The organism is Candidatus Phaeomarinobacter ectocarpi (assembly GCF_000689395.1).
GTDB lineage: Bacteria > Pseudomonadota > Alphaproteobacteria > CGMCC-115125 > CGMCC-115125 > Pyruvatibacter > Pyruvatibacter ectocarpi.
The window spans coordinates 1,220,815-1,239,173 of record NZ_HG966617.1 but is presented as its reverse complement, the minus strand read 5'-3'; the positions used below and the strand labels follow the sequence as shown (position 1 = coordinate 1,239,173).

At 55.6% G+C, this 18,359-nt stretch carries 18 protein-coding genes; all 18 read right to left on the bottom strand.

Features of this window, described 5'->3' with window-relative positions; genetic code table 11:
* Positions 1 to 322: 322 nt before the first annotated feature.
* The 18 genes from BN1012_RS05840 to BN1012_RS05755 all read right to left on the bottom strand — a co-directional run bounded on the left by BN1012_RS05840 (position 323) and on the right by BN1012_RS05755 (position 18,313).
* The gene (locus tag BN1012_RS05840; protein ID WP_043948900.1) at positions 323 to 601 is read right to left on the bottom strand and encodes a DUF1467 family protein; all 279 of its coding nucleotides are present in this window, start codon (positions 599 to 601) and stop codon (positions 323 to 325) included.
* 23 nt (positions 602 to 624) lie between these two features.
* Complete coding sequence (locus BN1012_RS05835) at positions 625 to 2,310, bottom strand: ribonuclease J (RefSeq protein WP_043948899.1); 1,686 nt, start codon at positions 2,308 to 2,310, stop codon at positions 625 to 627.
* Positions 2,310 to 3,074 carry a type III pantothenate kinase gene (locus tag BN1012_RS05830; protein ID WP_122381346.1) on the bottom strand — a complete coding sequence of 255 codons (765 nt, stop codon included), beginning with the start codon at positions 3,072 to 3,074 and terminating at the stop codon, positions 2,310 to 2,312. The genes BN1012_RS05835 and BN1012_RS05830 overlap by 1 nt, the downstream gene beginning before the upstream one ends.
* 8 nt (positions 3,075 to 3,082) lie before the next feature.
* Entirely contained in the window at positions 3,083 to 3,832 is a 750-nt protein-coding gene (locus BN1012_RS05825; protein ID WP_043948897.1) for a biotin--[acetyl-CoA-carboxylase] ligase, read from the bottom strand.
* A gap of 38 nt (positions 3,833 to 3,870) precedes the next feature.
* The gene (gene nuoN, locus BN1012_RS05820) at positions 3,871 to 5,313 is read right to left on the bottom strand and encodes an NADH-quinone oxidoreductase subunit NuoN (protein ID WP_043948896.1); all 1,443 of its coding nucleotides are present in this window, start codon (positions 5,311 to 5,313) and stop codon (positions 3,871 to 3,873) included.
* 15 nt (positions 5,314 to 5,328) lie between these two features.
* On the bottom strand, positions 5,329 to 6,858 hold the full coding sequence (locus tag BN1012_RS05815) for an NADH-quinone oxidoreductase subunit M (RefSeq protein WP_043948895.1): 1,530 nt from the start codon (positions 6,856 to 6,858) through the stop codon (positions 5,329 to 5,331).
* Between the two features lie 3 nt (positions 6,859 to 6,861).
* Positions 6,862 to 8,787, bottom strand: coding sequence for an NADH-quinone oxidoreductase subunit L (nuoL, locus tag BN1012_RS05810; protein WP_043948894.1), 1,926 nt, complete (start codon positions 8,785 to 8,787; stop codon positions 6,862 to 6,864).
* Between the two features lie 13 nt (positions 8,788 to 8,800).
* On the bottom strand, positions 8,801 to 9,109 hold the full coding sequence (gene nuoK, locus BN1012_RS05805; RefSeq protein ID WP_043950699.1) for an NADH-quinone oxidoreductase subunit NuoK: 309 nt from the start codon (positions 9,107 to 9,109) through the stop codon (positions 8,801 to 8,803).
* A gap of 15 nt (positions 9,110 to 9,124) precedes the next feature.
* A complete protein-coding gene (locus BN1012_RS05800; protein ID WP_043948893.1) occupies positions 9,125 to 9,739 on the bottom strand; it encodes an NADH-quinone oxidoreductase subunit J in 615 nt (204 codons plus the stop codon).
* Positions 9,740 to 9,825: 86 nt separating this feature from the next.
* A complete protein-coding gene (nuoI, locus tag BN1012_RS05795) occupies positions 9,826 to 10,317 on the bottom strand; it encodes an NADH-quinone oxidoreductase subunit NuoI (protein ID WP_043948892.1) in 492 nt (163 codons plus the stop codon).
* 14 nt (positions 10,318 to 10,331) lie between these two features.
* A complete protein-coding gene (nuoH, locus tag BN1012_RS05790) occupies positions 10,332 to 11,357 on the bottom strand; it encodes an NADH-quinone oxidoreductase subunit NuoH (RefSeq protein WP_043948891.1) in 1,026 nt (341 codons plus the stop codon).
* Positions 11,350 to 13,464 carry an NADH-quinone oxidoreductase subunit NuoG gene (nuoG, locus tag BN1012_RS05785; protein ID WP_043948890.1) on the bottom strand — a complete coding sequence of 705 codons (2,115 nt, stop codon included), beginning with the start codon at positions 13,462 to 13,464 and terminating at the stop codon, positions 11,350 to 11,352. Before nuoG ends, nuoH begins: the two co-directional genes overlap by 8 nt.
* A gap of 20 nt (positions 13,465 to 13,484) precedes the next feature.
* Positions 13,485 to 14,789: an NADH-quinone oxidoreductase subunit NuoF gene (gene nuoF / locus BN1012_RS05780; RefSeq protein ID WP_043948889.1), complete on the bottom strand. Its 1,305-nt coding sequence runs from the start codon at positions 14,787 to 14,789 to the stop codon at positions 13,485 to 13,487.
* A 2-nt stretch (positions 14,790 to 14,791) separates the two neighbouring features.
* The gene (gene nuoE, locus BN1012_RS05775; protein ID WP_043948888.1) at positions 14,792 to 15,418 is read right to left on the bottom strand and encodes an NADH-quinone oxidoreductase subunit NuoE; all 627 of its coding nucleotides are present in this window, start codon (positions 15,416 to 15,418) and stop codon (positions 14,792 to 14,794) included.
* The gene (locus BN1012_RS05770; RefSeq protein ID WP_043948887.1) at positions 15,415 to 16,638 is read right to left on the bottom strand and encodes an NADH-quinone oxidoreductase subunit D; all 1,224 of its coding nucleotides are present in this window, start codon (positions 16,636 to 16,638) and stop codon (positions 15,415 to 15,417) included. Before BN1012_RS05770 ends, nuoE begins: the two co-directional genes overlap by 4 nt.
* Positions 16,635 to 17,267: an NADH-quinone oxidoreductase subunit C gene (locus BN1012_RS05765; protein ID WP_043948886.1), complete on the bottom strand. Its 633-nt coding sequence runs from the start codon at positions 17,265 to 17,267 to the stop codon at positions 16,635 to 16,637. Before BN1012_RS05765 ends, BN1012_RS05770 begins: the two co-directional genes overlap by 4 nt.
* 87 nt (positions 17,268 to 17,354) lie before the next feature.
* Complete coding sequence (locus BN1012_RS05760) at positions 17,355 to 17,879, bottom strand: NuoB/complex I 20 kDa subunit family protein (RefSeq protein ID WP_275450970.1); 525 nt, start codon at positions 17,877 to 17,879, stop codon at positions 17,355 to 17,357.
* A 68-nt stretch (positions 17,880 to 17,947) separates the two neighbouring features.
* Positions 17,948 to 18,313 carry an NADH-quinone oxidoreductase subunit A gene (locus BN1012_RS05755; protein ID WP_043948884.1) on the bottom strand — a complete coding sequence of 122 codons (366 nt, stop codon included), beginning with the start codon at positions 18,311 to 18,313 and terminating at the stop codon, positions 17,948 to 17,950.
* Between the last annotated feature and the right edge of the window lie 46 nt (positions 18,314 to 18,359).

Here is an 18,359-nt window from a genome sequence, read left to right as displayed (position 1 = left end):
AAAATTCATCACTGACCTGCAAAAAGCACGTGACAGGGTGTCGCGGCTCTTGTAATAGTGCTGTCACAATAAAAAGGGGGCTGTCACGGGCGTTTTTCGCTCCAAGATGGCCCAAGTTTAGGGAGGAGAGCTTCCCCCTACCAAGGTCACTAAGGGCAAACCCAAGACCATTTTCGCGCGGCGATCTAACCGCTTGCTCGCAGCGATAGGGGAAGGAAGCAAACTAGAAAGCAAGGTCCTTATGGGCCTTGCTTTTTTTCTGTCTGCTCCTGTTTTTGATACCCGTTCGACGGGACCCAAGCGGCGCCTGCTCAACGTTCAGCTATTTGGCGTCTTCAAAGCGGGGCAAGAACGGCACATCGTCCAGGGCAATCAACCTGTACTCCAGCACCGCAAATGCAACCGACCAGATGGCCAACGCAACGCCGGTCGTTACGAGAACTTTGCGCAAGAGCTGCGGCTTGGCCGGCGCACTCTCTGCAGCACCCTCAATCAGCGTGTCACCTGCTTCAGCACTTGTACGCACGCCAAATGGAAGCACTGCAAACAGCACCAGAAACCAAATCAGCCCAAAAATGGCGATCCCACCTGCCAAAGACATTTGCTCGTCCTCCTGTCGTCTACCTAAACACGCGTAACTAGAACGCGCACCGGGGGTTTCTTGTCCCACAAAAAACGGATGCGCCCGCGTACGGCCCGCCGGGCTGCTTCAGCCACAGCATCGTCATCCCGCCTGGCAGACTTTCGCATGCGGTTGACTGCGTCTTCGGCCGCTTCCGCGCACGTGTCTTCAATACTCAAATCATCTTCGAGGTCAGGAATACCAGTTGCGGCCACATCGGCATCTGCAAGCAACTGACCATCATCATCCACCACAAGTGAGACGACGACATTGCCGGCAAACGACATCTGACGACGTTCGCGCAAAGGCGCCTCTCCTGCCCGTACCAATATGCGGCCATCAAGATGCAATCGGCCTGCCGGTACATCATCAATGACTTCTGCTGGGCCCGGCGCAATGCGCGCCATGAGTCCGTTTCGAAGAACCAGTTGCTCGGGCACCTGAAGTTCTTCTGCCAGCTCTGCATGCGCAAGCAGATGACGAGGCTCTCCATGCACAGGAATGGAAAGTTCAGGTCTTATCCACTGATACATCATGGTCAGTTCATCGCGGCAGGGATGTCCGGAGACATGCACATCATGATCTTTTTCCGTCAGCACATCGATGCCGCGCTCTGACAAGCGGTTGTGCAATTCGAAAATCGGCAACTCATTACCGGGAATGATTTTCGAAGAGAAAATCACTGTGTCGCCCTCACTCAAGGAGATATGTCGATGACTGTCATCGGCAATGCGCGAGAGGGCGGCCCGCGCCTCTCCCTGACTACCAGTGCAAAGGTACAGAACATTGTCCGGAGGCAGGTAACCCGCATCATCTTCGGCCACCGGGAGAGGTATTCCCTTCAGGTATCCTGTTTCCCGCGCGGCAGCTGTGATTTTGTGCATGCTTCGGCCCACAAGGACCGTGCTGCGATCATTTGCAGCGGCTGCCTCCATGATGGTTGCTAGACGCGCAAGGTTTGATGCGAATGTTGTCACGGCCACACGGCCGGTCAGAGTTCCGATCAGAGCTGTCAGGTTCTTCCGTACATCGGCCTCAGAGCCCGAACGCCCTGGAGACAGGACATTTGTACTGTCACACACAATCGCGCGGACGCCCTCATCGCCAAATGCCTTGAGCGTCGCAATATCAGTCGTATCGCCAATCAGTGGGTTATCGTCGATCTTCCAATCGCCGGTATGCATCACATTGCCGAGCGGTGTACGGATGGCGATTGCGTTGGGCTCGGGGATTGAATGCGTCAGCGTCACAAACTGCATCTCGAAAGGCCCGAGAGTCAGGTGACCGCCCAGTGGAATTTCATGCAGCGGCACATCATTCAGCAGTCCATGCTCGGCCAGCTTCCCGCGCAACATGGCAGCGGTAAATGGCGTTGCGTAAAGGGGGCACTTAAGTCGTTCCCAAAGATGCGGGACCGCTCCGATATGGTCCTCATGGGCGTGGGTGAGAACCAGGCCCAGCAGGTTGTCCCGCTCGCCTTCTATGAACATCGGGTCAGGTGTGATGACGTCAATGCCCGGCTCGGTGGCATCAGGAAACGTGATCCCCAGATCGATAGCCAGCCACTTACGGTCCTTTGCAGGTCCGTAACCATACAGGTTGAAATTCATACCTATCTCGCCGGTTCCGCCTAGAGGCAGAAACACGAGTTCATCATTGATACCGGCAGGCCCATTGGATTTTGCCATCAGGAGTTGCGGCCGTAAATCTCAAGCAGGCCAACGCTCGTGACGTCCGGGTCAAACACATCGATCTTGTCCGTTGCACCGTCAAAGAGCGACGCGACCCCACCCGTCGCAACAACCTTCATCGGCTTTCCGAACTCGGCCTTCACGCGATCAATCAGCCCTTCAATCAAACAGATGTAGCCCCAGAATACACCCGACTGCATGGCCTCTACTGTATTGCGCCCAATGGTTTGCTCCGGACGCTCGATAGCAACACGGGGCAGTTTGGCAGCCGCATCATGCAATGCCTGCATTGAGAGGTTGATGCCAGGTGAAATGATGCCGCCTTGAAAGGCGCCGTTGTCATCAACCACATCAAATGTGGTTGCCGTGCCGCTATCCACGATCAGAAGTGGTCCCCCGTGGGATACAAATGCGCCAACCGCATTGACCAACCGATCAGCCCCGACCTCGCGCGGGTTGTCCATATCAACCGCGACCCCAAGCTCTACATTTTCGCCGATGACCTTGGGCTCAATATTCAGATAGCGTCTGCTGAGGTTGCGCAGGTTGAAGAGCGATTGGGGTACAACAGTTGAAATGATGCAGCCTGTGACATCGCTGATTTCCATTTGCTGCATACGCATCAGTTCGGACAACCAGACGATGTATTCGTCCGCAGTCCGGCCCGTCGCTGTGGATGTCCGCCATTGAGCGCGCCACTCTTTGCCATCATGGATGCCAAAGACAGTATTGGTATTGCCGGTATCAATTGTCAGCAGCATGATCTACCTCAGGCTGAATTGCGGGACGGCGTGTTGGGAAAGAACACATCGCCCGCCGAAATTTTGCGTAGTGTATCACCAGCGCGTATCTCTAGTGCACCATCAGCATCAAGAGATACAAACTCTCCTTCAATCACTTCATCATGAAGGCGGATGGTTATTGGTCCGCCAACGCCGCGTGCGCGTGCCAGCCAATCATTGCGAATAGTTTCAAACCCGGCGCCCCTGTTCCACTGCGCTGCACGGGCCTGAAAAGCCGTAGCAAGTCTGGCAAGCAGGTCCAGCGGTGTAATCGAAACACCATGCCCTATCAGGCAAGTTGCAGGGTAAGGCGTGTCATCCGGCGCTGCAGTTATATTTACACCGATCCCTATCGCAAGGAGGGGGTCTGCACTTGGATGGCCAGTGGGCCCGGGTGCTGATTCAATCAGTATCCCGCTTACTTTTGCACCATCAATCAGAAGGTCATTGGGCCATTTGAGCGCGAGGCTCTGAACGCCCAAGCCTTCAACAGCATCATGTACCGACAAGGCCGTCACGAATGAAAGTTCTGCCGCCCGTGGCAAAGGGCATTCGGGCGCGTACAGGTGAGTACAGAAAAGGTTTCCGGGCTCCGACATCCAGGCCCTGCCCCGGCGGCCACGTCCAGCGGACTGTGTATCAGCGCATATCCATGCAGGCCCACGTGCGCCACTGCTGGCAAGCCGGCGCGCTTCTTCATTCGTTGAATCAATTTGAGCATGATGATGCAGGCCCAAACCGGCAGGCCATCCATCAGGTCGTGATGTGCGCGTGCTCAGAACAGCGAGCCTGCAGCCGCCGCCGCGCTATCGAGAAGCGGAGACGGGTAAACGAAGAAGAGAGTGACAAAGGCTGCAGCAATGGTGAGGACAAAACGAATGTCGCCTGCTATCGGCTTCTCAAATGGGACTGCCGGTTCGTCGAAGTACATGACCTTGATGACACGCAGATAGTAGTAAGCACCGACAACGCTTGCCAGGACACCAATGATGGCCAGGACATACAGCCCTGCCTCGATCGCGGCGAGGAACACAAAGTACTTTGCGAAGAAACCGATGAAGGGTGGAATGCCTGCGAGTGAGAACATCAGGATCGCCAACACCGCCGCCAGGATCGGCTGGTGACGAGACAGGCCGGCCAGATCGTCAATGCTCTCTACGGCACCTTCGGGGCGACGCATGGTGAGAATGCACGCGAAAGTACCGATTGTCATCGCAACATAGGCAGCCAGATACACCAGCACACCCGTAACACCCTCCTGGGTGCCCGCGGATAGACCGATCAGAATGAAGCCCACATGACCGATCGAGGAATACGCCATCAGTCGTTTGATATTGTTCTGACCAATCGCAGCGAAAGCGCCAAGAAGCGTTGAAGCAACCGCCATGAAGAAAATGATCTGCTGCCACTCGGCCATGAGGCCGGGGAATGCCTCCATCAGCGCACGAACCAACATTGCGACAGCAGCAACTTTGGGTGCCGCCGCCAGGAATGCCGTTGCAGGGGTTGGCGCACCTTCATACACATCCGGTGTCCACATATGGAATGGAACAGCGGAAATCTTGAACGCCATGCCCGCCAAAAAGAAGACCAGCCCAATGACGACGCCCATTGATGCACCGTCCGATAGCGCCGTTCCAAGACCGGCGTAGGACACCGTTCCTGCAAATCCGTAGATCAAAGACGCGCCATACAGGAGCATGCCGGACGACAATGCGCCCAGGACAAAGTACTTCAGCCCTGCTTCTGACGACCTCAGACTGTCGCGCTTAAAAGCCGCGACAACATAAAGCGCGAGACTTTGAAGTTCGATGCCGATGTAAAGAGCGATCAGTCCATTGGCCGAGACCATCATGAACATGCCAAGGGTCGCCAAAACAAGAAGCACCGGGTACTCGAAGCGGTTGAGATTGTCGGCACGCATGGACGAGATGCCCATTAACAGTGTCGCGCCAGCGCCAACAAGAATGAGGATCTTCACAAAGCGCGCGAACGGATCCGCGATGAAGCTGAAGCCAAATGTCGTTGCGGTTTCACTCGGCGCCATAACCATTGCAGCGCCAGTGATGATGAACAGCGCGATCGCACCCATAGCGACTGGACCTGCGTCATCGTCTTTGCGGAACACGCCAAACATCAACAACGCCATGGCGCCGATGGCGAGAATGATTTCCGGCAGAGCCGGTGCAAGATCAGGCATGACAGAAGCGGCTTCCATTTTTCCCCTCCCCCTTTACTGCAAACCAGCGACGGACGATGCCGCACCGGTTGCGTTGTGGGCCTCAATGGCAGCATTCGCATTTGTCAGAAGATTTTCCACGGACACAGCGGTGACATCGAGTATGGGAGATGGATACACGCCGAAGAAGATCACCAGCAGTACCAATGGCACCAGGGTGATCAACTCACGGCGATTGAGATCAAGTATGTTCTTCAGGCTGTCTTTTTCGAGCTCACCGAAGATCACGCGCCAATACAAGAACAGTGCGTAGGCGGCAGACAAAATGACACCGGTGGTCGCAAGAATGGCTACCCAACTGTTTACAGCGAAGACACCAACAATTGTCAGGAATTCTCCGACAAAGCCACTCGTGCCAGGTAAGGCGACATTTGCCATCGTGAACAGCATAAAGATGGCCGCATAAACCGGCATGCGGTGAACCAACCCGCCATAGGCGGAAATGTCACGCGTATGCATGCGGTCGTAAATCACGCCGACACACAGGAACAATGCGCCGGAAATAAAGCCGTGGCTGATCATCTGGAAGATGCCGCCCTGCACACCCTGCATGTTGATGGCAAAGATACCCATCGTCACAAAGCCCATATGCGCCACCGATGAGTAAGCAATGAGCTTCTTGATATCCGTCTGTGCCAACGCCACCAGCGACGTGTAAATGATCGCAACAATCGAAAGACCAAACACCATGGGTGCGAACAGGTCTGATGCGATTGGGAACATGGGCAGCGAGAAACGCAGGAACCCATACCCACCCATCTTGAGCAGAATACCAGCAAGGATGACGGACCCAGCTGTCGGGGCCTCCACGTGCGCGTCAGGGAGCCATGTATGCACCGGCCACATGGGCATTTTGACGGCAAAGCTGGCAAAGAACGCCAGCCACAGCCAAGTCTGAATGTCCGCTGCGAACTCATGGTTCAGCAGTGTTGGAATGTCAGTGGTTCCAGCCGTCCAGTACATGGCCATCATGGCCAGCAACATGAGGACTGAGCCAAGAAGCGTGTAGAGGAAGAATTTGTAACTCGCGTAAACGCGGTTGGCACCACCCCACACACCGATGATCAGGAACATCGGAATGAGTGCGGCTTCAAAGAACAGATAGAAAAGCACCAGGTCCAGCGCACTGAAGACACCGATCATCAACGTTTCCAAAACGAGAAACGCAATCATGTATTCCTTCACGCGCTTCTTGATACTCGTCCAACTTGCAAGGATACAGGCAGGCATCAGCAGCGTGGTCAGGACGATGAACAGCACCGATATGCCATCAACACCCATGTGATAGGACGCAATACCGCCCAGCCATGCGTGCTTTTCAACGAACTGGAAGTCAGCTGTGGTGTAATCGAAATCGATCCAAAGGATCAGCGAAATGGCGAACGTGATCAGCGTCGTCCACAGCGCCACAAACCTTGCATTGCGGGCAGCTACATCCTCTTCCCCATTGGGGATGAACATAATGAACAGTGCACCCAGCAACGGCAGAAAAGTAACGAGGGACAGGATTGGCCAGTCAGACATGGCTTAGTTGGCCCCCATCAGCGAGTAGTAAGTAATAAACGCGGCGACGCCGATGAGCATCGCGAAGGCGTAGTGGTAAACGTAGCCGGTCTGCAGTTTCACAACGTTGCGCGTGATATCCATCACGCGGGCGGCGATGCCGTTGGGGCCAAACCCGTCGATCACGAACCCGTCTCCCCGCTTCCACAGGAAGTTGCCCAGCCACATGGCAGGACGTACGAAGATGAGATTGTAGAGCTCGTCGAAGTACCACTTGTTGAGCAGGAACTGATACAGCGGCTGCTGCTCTCGGGCGAGATTCTTTGGAATCTCGGGACGAGCTATGTAGAACAGCCATGCCGTGGCAAAGCCTAGCGACATCATTACAAATGGTGACCACACAACCCATGCAGGTGCGTTGTGGAAGGTTTCCATTATATCAGTCTGGTTGAGGACAACCCCGTTCCAGAATTCGTCCTGGTGATGACCAACGAAGAATTCAGTGAACGGGAACCCAGCCAGCACGGTCCCAATTGAAAGCACGATCAGCGGAATGAGCATCACCCAGGGGCTTTCATGCACATGGCTGATGACTTCATTCGAAGCTCGGCTTTCCCCATGGAACGTCATGAAAATCAGGCGCCATGAATAGAAGCTGGTCATAAGGGCCGCAATGACCGTCATGGCAAATGCGTACCCCGCCAACTCGGTATTTGCCATGTAGGCTGCTTCAATGATTGCGTCCTTGGAGAAGTAGCCGGCCAGATACGGGAAGCCGGTCAGCCCCAATGTGCCGATAATCATCATGATCCAGGTACCCGGGATCATTTTGTAAAGACCGCCCATTTTTCGCATGTCCTGTTCGTCAGACATGGCGTGAATGACTGATCCTGATCCAAGGAACAAGAGCGCCTTGAAAAACGCATGGGTGAAAAGATGGAAGATGGCGATCTGGTACGCACCCAACCCAAGCGCAACGAACATGTAGCCAAGCTGTGAGCAGGTTGAGTATGCGATCACACGCTTGATGTCGTTTTGAACAAGACCAACTGTTGCCGCAAAGAACGCAGTGGTCGCGCCAACAAGTGTCACAACCCAAAGTGCGTCCGGGGCAAACTCAAACATCGGAGACGTTCGTGCCACCAGGAAGACACCAGCCGTAACCATGGTCGCCGCATGGATGAGGGCGGATACCGGTGTCGGGCCCTCCATGGCGTCAGGCAGCCAGGTGTGCAGCAGGAATTGCGCCGACTTGCCCATCGCGCCCATGAACAACAGCAGGCAGATGGTCGTCATGATATCCAGCTGCATACCGGCGAAATGGAAAGTCTCACCGGCTACCGTCGGCACCATTTCGAACACTGTATCGAAGTCGAGCGATCCAAAAACCATGAATATACCGGCCAATCCAAGGATCAGGCCGAAGTCACCCACGCGGTTCACGACAAATGCCTTCATGGCGGCCGCATTGGCCGATGGCTTTTTGTACCAGAAGCCGATCAGCAAGTATGACGCGAGGCCCACGCCCTCCCAGCCGAAGAACAGCTGGACGAAATTGTTGGCCGTCACCAGCATCAACATGGCGAAGGTGAAGAGTGACAGATAGGCAAAGAAGCGCGCCCGGTGCGGGTCATGGCTCATGTAGCCAATCGAATACACATGAACCAGGGAGGAGACGGATGTCACAACGACGAGCATGACGGCTGTCAGGAAATCAATCCGGATCATCCAGTCAACTTCAAGTGCGCCGGAGTCAATCCAGCGCAGCACATGGACCTGCGCAGTGTTGCCGCCGATGGCGACATCAAAGAATGCGATCCAGGACAATAGCGCTGCCAGAAGCAATAATGCCGTCGTAACGACTTCGGCGCCACGATGGCCAATCACGCGGCCAAAAAGGCCTGCAACAAGGGCGCCGATCAGGGGCAGAAAGAGAATGGCTGAATACATGGGTGGCGCGCCCCTAACCCTTCATAAGGTTGACGTCCTCAACCGCGATGGAGCCGCGGTTTCGGAAGTACACAACCAGGATGGCAAGGCCGATGGCTGCTTCAGCAGCTGCAACGGTCAAAACGATCATCGCAAAAATCTGCCCAACGAGATCTCCAAGCTGTGTGGAGAACGCGACAAGGTTGATATTCACGGCAAGCAGCATCAACTCGACGGACATCAAAATGATGATGATGTTCTTTCGGTTGAGAAAGATGCCGAAGATGCCCAGCGTGAACAGCAGTGCTGCGACGGTAAGATAATGGCCAAGGCCGATAGCAATCATGTCCTTGTCCCCCTAAATGCCCTGGCCCGGTTTTACATCTTTAAGCTCGACCGCCTGCTCGCGGGTACGGGCGACCTGCTGCGCAATGGACTGACGTTTGACGCCTTCCTTGTGGCGCAGGGTCAGCACGATGGCACCGATCATCGCGACCAGGAGGATCATGCCTGATGCCTGGAAGTAGTAGACGTAGTCTGTGTACAGCACACGCCCGATGGCCTCTGTGTTGGTCACATCGGTCAAGATGGGAGTCGGTGATGCAGCAAGGGCCGCTGCCTCTGGCGCAATGGTCCAAGCCCCAACAACCAGCAACAGTTCAAGGAGAAGAATGAAGCCGATGAGGGCACCAAACGGCATGTACTGCAGGAAGCCTTCGCGCAACTCCGCAAAGTCCACATCCAGCATCATCACCACAAACAGGAACAGCACCGCGACCGCACCGACATAAACAATGACCAAAATCATTGCCACAAACTCAGCGCCCATGAGCACAAAGAGGCCCGCAGCGTTGAAGAAGGTCAGGATCAGGAACAGAACCGAATGCACAGGGTTGCGTGCTGCGATTACCATCACAGCAGACGCCACCGCGATAGACGCGAAGACGTAGAACGCAATCGTTGCAACGATCATCTTATTTGAGCCCCCCGGCCCGGTTCAAAAATGGTGCAGGCAAATGGCCTGCATATCAGTCAAATCTCAAGACGTGCCCACCGCGCTTAACGGTAAGGCGCGTCCAATTCCATGTTCTTCGAAATCTCACGTTCCCAGCGGTCGCCGTTACTCAACAACCGAGCCTTGTCATACATCAGCTCTTCGCGTGTCTCGGTTGCAAACTCGAAGTTTGGACCTTCCACGATTGCATCAACCGGACAGGCTTCCTGACAGAACCCGCAATAAATGCACTTCACCATGTCGATGTCGTAGCGGGTGGTGCGGCGCGTACCGTCATTGCCACGAGGTGCCGCTTCAATGGTAATGGCCTGGGCCGGGCAGATGGCCTCGCACAGCTTGCAGGCAATGCACCGCTCTTCGCCATTCGGGTAGCGGCGTAACGCATGTTCACCGCGGAAACGCGGAGAAATAGGCCCCTTCTCGAACGGGTAGTTCAATGTCGGTTTCGGCTTGCCCATATAGCGCAGCGCCAGAAAGAAGCTCGACACAAACTCGGTCAGAAAGAGCGACCGGGCGGACTGATCTAGCCATGCCATTTTCGTGTGTCTCCTTACGCCGGCAACAGGTCGAACGCGACAAGCACGCCGGCCGTGGCCACGAGATAAAACAGCGACAAGGGCAGGAACACTTTCCAGCCAAGACGCATCAACTGGTCATAGCGGTACCTTGGGACCATCGCCTTCACCATTGCGAAGATGAAGAAGATGAAAATGACCTTGAACCAGAACCAGAAGAAACCAGGAATCCAATTGAACGGCGCAATATCCACCGGCGGCAACCACCCGCCCAGAAACAGGATGGTTATCATGGCGCACATCAGCAGGATCGCCACATACTCTGCCAGGAACAGCAACATGTAAGGCGTGGACGAATACTCGGTCGCAAATCCCGCTACGAGCTCCGCTTCAGCTTCGGGCAAATCAAATGGCGGGCGGTTGGTTTCAGCCAGTGCCGATATAAAGAAAATGACGAACATCGGGAACAGTGGAATAAAGAACCAATTCAGCATTCCGTAGTTGCCATCCTGGGCCCGCACGATGTCCGAAAGGTTCAATGATCCGGCCACCAGCAGCACAGTCACAATGACGAAGCCGAGCGATACTTCGTAGGAAACCATCTGAGCAGCGGACCGAAGTGCACCCATAAACGGGTATTTCGAATTGGATGCCCAGCCGGCCATGATGATCCCGTAAACACCAAGTGACGATATCGCGAAGATGAAGAGCACACCGACATTGATGTCAGCCAAGGCCCACCCTTCTGCCATCGGAATAACCGACCATGCGGTCAGGGCCAGAACAGCGGCCACAATAGGTGCAAGAACGAACACACCCTTGTTGGCGCCGGAAGGAATAACAAATTCCTTGAAGACGAATTTCAGAAAGTCAGCGAAGGTCTGAAGCAGACCGAATGGTCCCACCACGTTGGGGCCTCGGCGCAAGGCGACAGCTGCCCAGACCTTGCGGTCCGCATAAAGAAGAAATGCGATCAGCAGGAGCAAACCAACGATGGTGAGCAGTGTTTGCCCAACAATGATGGCTCCGGTCAGACCGTATGTGCTCAGGAAATCAGCCATTGGTGCCGGTCGCCTCTTTTGAAGTCGTGTCCTGTGCAACACGATGCGTTGCAGCCAATGACAGGTCTGCCATTGTCTTGCTTGCTCTCGCGATCGGGTTGCTCAGGAAAAAGTCTGAAATGGCCAACTCAAATGCTGCGGAGTCCAGGTCGCCTGCAGCCAGGGTAGGCATGTCACCGGCTTCAACCTGGCCGATACGCATCATGTGAGGCGCGTCCTCATACATGGCTTCGCGCAACTGGGCGAGGTTGTCATAAGGCAGTGTCTTGCCGATGGCATCAGAGAGTGCCCGAATAATTGACCAGTCCTCGCGCGCATCACCAGGTGGGAATGTCGCACGTCGACCTTGCTGAGCGCGTCCCTCAGTGTTGACCCATGTGGCCGATTTTTCTGTGTAGGCAGCTCCGGGCAAAATCACGTCCGCACGGTGCGCACCTCGGTCGCCATGGCTACCCTGATAGATCACAAAAGCTTTGCCAAACTGAGTGCCATCTATTTCATCGGCACCAAGCAGATAGACCACTTCGACGTCGCCCGCGCGCGCGGCGTCCAGAATAGCCGTTGTATCCTTGCCGCCCTCGCCGGGTACGAAGCCGAGATCAAGGCCCGCGACCCGTGCCGCTGCTGTGTGAAGCACGTTGAAGCCGTTCCACTCGCCAGAGATTGCACCGACGCTGTTAGCCAATGTCATAGCGCTCGCCAAAACAGCTGCGCCGTCAGCCCGCGTCACTGCGCCCTGGCCGATGATGATCATTGGCTTCTCGGCGTCTTTCAAAACCTGCGCGAAGGAATGCGTGCCGGCTGCTACTTCTTTCAAGGTATCAGGACCCGCTCCCAACTCTGTCACCGGATAGGTCAGATCGCGTGAAGGGCCAATATTGCCGACCTGCATGCCTGTTTCACGCCACCGACGGCGTAGACGTGCATTGAGTACCGGTGCTTCAACGCGGGGGTTTGACCCGATGAGCAGGACCGCGTCGGCTTCATCAATGCCTTCAATGCCGGAATTGAAAAGATAGCCGCCTCTGGCTCCAGCTTCGAGCTTGGTGCCATCCTGACGACAATCAATATTGCTGCTGCCAATAGCTGCCGACAGATCCTTGAGTGCTTTCATGCTCTCGGAGCAGGCAAGGTCCCCGGCGAGGGCCGCAAACTTGGCGCCGTCAAGTCCATTGAGCCGCTCGGCAATCGCCGCGAACGCTTCATTCCATGAAGCCGGCTTCAGCTTGCCATCCTTGCGCACATAGGGTTGGTCCAGGCGCTGACGCCCAAGGCCATCCCATACAAAACGCGTCTTGTCAGAAATCCACTCTTCGTTAATGTCGTCTGCATTGCGCGGAATGATCCGCATGACGGCTTTGCCGCGCGCATCAACGCGAATGTTGCTGCCAAGGGCATCCATTACATCAATGGTTTCGGTCTTCTTCAGTTCCCAAGGACGGGCCTGATAGGCGTAAGGACGCGAGGTCAATGCGCCAACCGGGCAAAGATCAATCACGTTGCCCTGAAGTTCGGACGACATGGCCTCTTCAAGATAGGTGGTGATCTCCATGTCTTCACCGCGGCCAATGGCGCCCAATTCGGGCACGCCGGCCACTTCCGTCGCAAACCGAATGCAGCGGGTGCAATGGATGCAACGGGTCATGATCGTCTTGACCAGCGGTCCAATGTGTTTGTCTTCGACCGCGCGCTTGTTTTCAGCGTAACGCGAGCCGTCCGTCCCGTAAGCCATGGCCTGATCCTGCAGATCACACTCGCCACCCTGGTCACAGATCGGGCAATCCAAAGGATGATTGATCAGGAGGAATTCCATCACGCCTTCGCGGGCGTCTTTCACCATCTTGGTATTGGTGAACAGTTCCGGTGGCTGACCCTCAGGGCCAGGACGCAGGTCTTTGACGTTTTGAGCACACGATGCAACGGGTTTGGGCGGGCCGCCCTTCACCTCAATCAGGCACATGCGACAGTTACCAGCGACAGACAGGCGCTCGTGATAGCAAAAGCGAGGAATTTCCTTGCCTGCTTCTTCACACGCCTGCAGCAACGTGAGATCGCTATCGACCTCAACTTCTTCGCCGTCAACCTTGATGGTGCGCAGTTCGCCCATGCTCGTGATCCGTATCCTGACTATTCCGCTGCGACCGCTGAACCACCGCTGGATGCGGTGGCCTTGCGGGCAGCAATTCGTGCTTCAAATTCCGGCCGGAAATGGCGAATGACGCCCTGTACCGGCCATGCGGCGGCATCGCCCAGCGCACAGATGGTGTGACCTTCGACCTGCTTTGTGACTTTGAGGAGCGTATCGATCTCATCGACCTCAGCTTCGCCCTTTGCCATGCGTTCCATGACCCGCCACATCCAACCAGTGCCTTCGCGGCATGGGGTGCACTGACCACAGCTTTCATGCTTGTAGAAGTAGGACAGACGCGCGATCGCCTTGATGATGTCCGTCGACTTGTCCATGACAATTACAGCCGCTGTTCCCAGCCCTGATTGCACGTCCTTGAGTGCGTCAAAATCCATCAGGACAGTGTCGCAGATGTCTTTGGGAAGTAGCGGAACAGAAGACCCGCCAGGGATGACTGCCAGCAGATTGTCCCAGCCACCACGCACACCGCCAGCGTGTCGCTCAATCAGTTCCTTGAGCGGGATCGACATTTCCTCTTCCACGTTGCACGGATTGTTCACGTGCCCGGAGATCGAGAAAACCTTGGTGCCGGTGTTGCCAGGGCGACCAAAGCCGGCGAACCAATCACCACCACGACGCAGGATGGTGGGCGCCACAGCAATACTCTCGACGTTATTGACGGTCGTCGGGTTGCCATAGAGGCCTACATTGGCAGGGAATGGCGGCTTCAGCCGCGGCATGCCCTTCTTGCCTTCCAGGCTCTCAAGCAGTGCCGTTTCTTCACCGCAGATATATGCGCCCGCGCCATGGTGGACGATCACATCAAACGGATAACCAGAGCCGCATGCGTCTGGACCGATGAGGCCTGCCTCATAGGCTTCGTCGACAGCATCCTGCAAACGATCGCGCTCAAAAATGTATTCACCTCGCAGATAGATATAGGCGTGATTAGCGCCCATGGCGAAGCCGGCAACGAGGCAGCCTTCGATAAGTTTGTGCGGATCATGCCGCATCATTTCGCGGTCCTTGCAGGTGCCGGGTTCGGACTCATCTGCATTGACCACAAGGTAGTGAGGGCGACCGTCACTTTCCTTCGGCATAAACGACCATTTCAGGCCTGTCGGAAAGCCCGCGCCACCACGTCCGCGCAGGCCGGATTTTTTGACTTCCTCGATGATCCAATCGCGGCCCTTGGCCAGCAGTTCCTTGGTGCCGTCCCAATCGCCGCGCTTGCGAGCAGCTTCCAGGTTCCAGCTTTCAAAGCCATACAGGTTCGTGAAGATGCGATCCTTGTCTTCAAGCATGACTAGGCTCCCTCACCTTCTGCAGACATGTGCGGAACATCCTGAAGCGTTGTCGCGCCGCCAGCTGGCTCTGATGACTTTCGACCGGTCTGGGAGCCAATGCTCACATCCTGTCCAGCCGCCAAGTCGTCCAGCAGTTTTTCAAAATTCTCAGCGCTCAGGTCTTCGTAGTAGTCATCGTTGATCTGAACCATGGGAGCGTTGGCGCAAGCGCCGAGGCACTCAACCTCAAGCCACGAGAAGTTCCCATCGGTGGAAACTGTGCTCTGCTCGCCGATCCGCTTGCGACAGACTTCTTTGAGGTCGTCCGCACCACGCAGCCAGCAAGGTGTCGTGCCGCAAAGCTGGATGAAGTGCTTCCCCACCGGCGACAAGTTGAACATCGTGTAGAAGGTCGCGACCTCAAGTACGCGGATGTAAGACATGTCCAACATCTCAGCGACAACTCGAATAGCAGGCTCCGGCAGCCAGTAGTCGTGCTGCTTTTGCGCCTGCCAAAGCAGTGGAATGACTGCGGACGCCTGACGACCGTCAGGATACTTCGCAATAGTCTTCTTTGCCCACTCCAGGTTTTCTGGAGTGAACGCAAAACTTTCAGGCTGGTTGGGATCCAGCCGCCGGACGCTCATCGGTCCACCTCGCCAAACACAATATCAAGGGAGCCTAGAATGGCAGACACGTCCGCCAGCATGTGGCCCTTACACAAATGATCCATCGCATGCAGATGCGAAAAGCCAGGCGCGCGCAATTTGCACCGGTAAGGCTTATTGGACCCATCAGAAACCAGGAATACGCCGAATTCACCCTTGGGTGCCTCTACCGCTGAATACACCTCACCGGCAGGCACATGATAGCCCTCAGTATAGAGCTTGAAGTGATGGATCAGCGCTTCCATGGAGCGCTTCATCTCGCCGCGTTTGGGCGGCACAATCTTGCCGTCGGTCGATGAGACCGGTCCCGTACCTTCCGGACTACGCAGCTTTTCCAGGCACTGCTTCATGATGCGGACGGATTGATGGCATTCCTCGACGCGGCAAAGATACCGATCATAGCAATCGCCATTCTTGCCGACGGGAATGTCGAACTCGAGCTCTGAGTAACACTCGTAAGGTTGTGACCTGCGCAGGTCCCATGCCATGCCGGACCCACGAACCATCACGCCGGAGAAACCCCACGCAAGCGCGTCTTCTTTGGTGACCACCCCGATATCAACATTGCGCTGTTTGAAAATGCGGTTGCCCGTCAGCAATGCTTCAATGTCATTCATAACCTGCGGAAACTCGTCGCAAAAGACCATAATGTCATCCAGCAACTCGTTGGGCAGGTCTTGATGTACGCCACCTGGACGGAAATACGCTGCATGCATGCGGCTGCCTGATGCGCGTTCGTAAAACACCATCAAGCGCTCGCGCTCTTCGAAACCCCAAACGATCGGCGTCATCGCGCCCACATCCAGCGCCTGTGCCGTGATGTTGAGGATGTGTGACAGCAACCGGCCAATCTCGCTGTACAGCACTCGAATGAGCTGCCCACGCTTGGGAACCGTAATGCCGTGCAGGCGTTCAACGGCCATCGCGAAGGCGTGTTCCTGGTTCATGGGCGCCACGTAGTCGAGGCGATCCAGGTACGGCACAGCTTGCAGATAGGTCTTCTGTTCCATCAACTTTTCAGTGCCGCGATGGAGCAAACCAATATGTGGATCGACACGCTCGACCACTTCACCATCCATCTCAAGCACGAGGCGCAGCACGCCATGAGCAGCCGGATGCTGTGGACCGAAATTGATGGTTATGTTGTCAGTCTTGTTGGCATCGTCGCCGGGGGAGACATTTGTCGGGGCAATGTTCATTTGGGCTGCTCCGCCTTCTCATCCCCTGGAAGGACATATTCAGCACCTTCCCACGGGCTCATGTAATCAAAGCTGCGGAATTCCTGCATAAGCTTTACAGGCTCATAGACGACTTTCTTCTGTTCGTCGTCATAGCGCACTTCGTAGTAGCCCGTGAGTGGGAAGTCCTTGCGCAGCGGATGGCCTTCAAAGCCGTAATCGGTAAGAAGACGACGAAGGTCCGGGTGGCCGGCAAACTGAACGCCATACATGTCCCAGATTTCACGCTCTTGCCAGTTGGCTACCGGGTAAACAGAAACGCAACTTGGGACCAGCGTATCCTCGTCAGCCTCAATCTTGATGCGGATGCGTTGGTTCAGGGTCATGGAGAGCAGGTGATAAACCACGTCGAACCGACGCTGCCTTGCGGGATAGTCGACGCCAGTGATGTCGATGAGAGTCGTAAACTCACAACCAGTTCCATCACGCAGAAACTTCAGGACCCGGACGATCTCGCCAGCAGGTACTGTAATCGCCAACTCATCAAACGCGACCTCTTGGCTCTCTACAAGATCGCCAAGGCCTGCGGACACCTGCTCTGCAAGGTCCGTGAGAGTTTCTTCGCTGGGCGTCACGTCAACAACCGACATGGCTTGCTTTCGCTGTTCTCGTTACAGGCTGCGCATCAGCAACCTTTGGGCGGGACGCACTGTGCCAGATGGCACGTGCAGGTTAGGTCAGCGCACGATCGTGCTTGTACGCCGGATTTTCTTTTGAAGCTGCAAAATGCCGTAGAGTAATGCTTCAGCCGAAGGCGGGCAGCCTGGGACATACACGTCAACTGGTACGATACGGTCGCAGCCGCGCACGACAGAGTAGGAATAGTGGTAGTAGCCACCGCCGTTAGCGCAGGATCCCATGGAGATCACATACCGGGGTTCCGGCATCTGGTCGTACACCTTGCGCAATGCGGGAGCCATCTTGTTGGTCAGCGTACCCGCCACGATCATCACGTCTGAGTGGCGGGGGCTGCCGCGCGGGGCGAAGCCAAATCGCTCGACGTCATAACGCGGCATGGAGGACTGCATCATTTCAACAGCGCAGCACGCCAGACCGAAGGTCATCCACATCAATGAACCGGTGCGTCCCCATGCGATGAGGTCTTCCAGGCTGGTTACGACAAAGCCCTTGTCGTCCATTTCTTCGGTAATCTGCCGGACCAGTGGATCATTATCCGCATCAGACGGTTGCGGCGCCCGCATCAGATAGCCGGTGTTGGGATCAATAAGGCCGCCGGTGTCTTCAGGGACCAGGACACCATCTTTGGTTTCTATTCCCATTCCAGCGCACCTTTTTTCCACTCATATACAAACCCAATGGTCAGGATGCCGAGGAACACCATCATCGACCAGAACCCGAACATGCCGATCTCACCTAAAGAGATTGCCCAGGGAAAGAGGAATGCCACTTCGAGGTCAAAGATGATGAAGAGGATCGCGACCAGATAGAACCTCACATCAAACTTCATGCGCGCATCGTCAAAGGCGTTGAACCCACACTCATAGGCAGAGAGTTTTTCCGGGTCAGGGTTTGACGGCGCAATAACCATCGGTGCGACCAGAAAAGCGGTCACCAGCACGATGGAAATGCCGAGGAAGAAAATGATCGGCAGGTAATTGGCAAGAAGCTCAGGCATGGGCCCTGTCTTAAACGTGTTTGTGGGGACATGAGAAGCCATATCC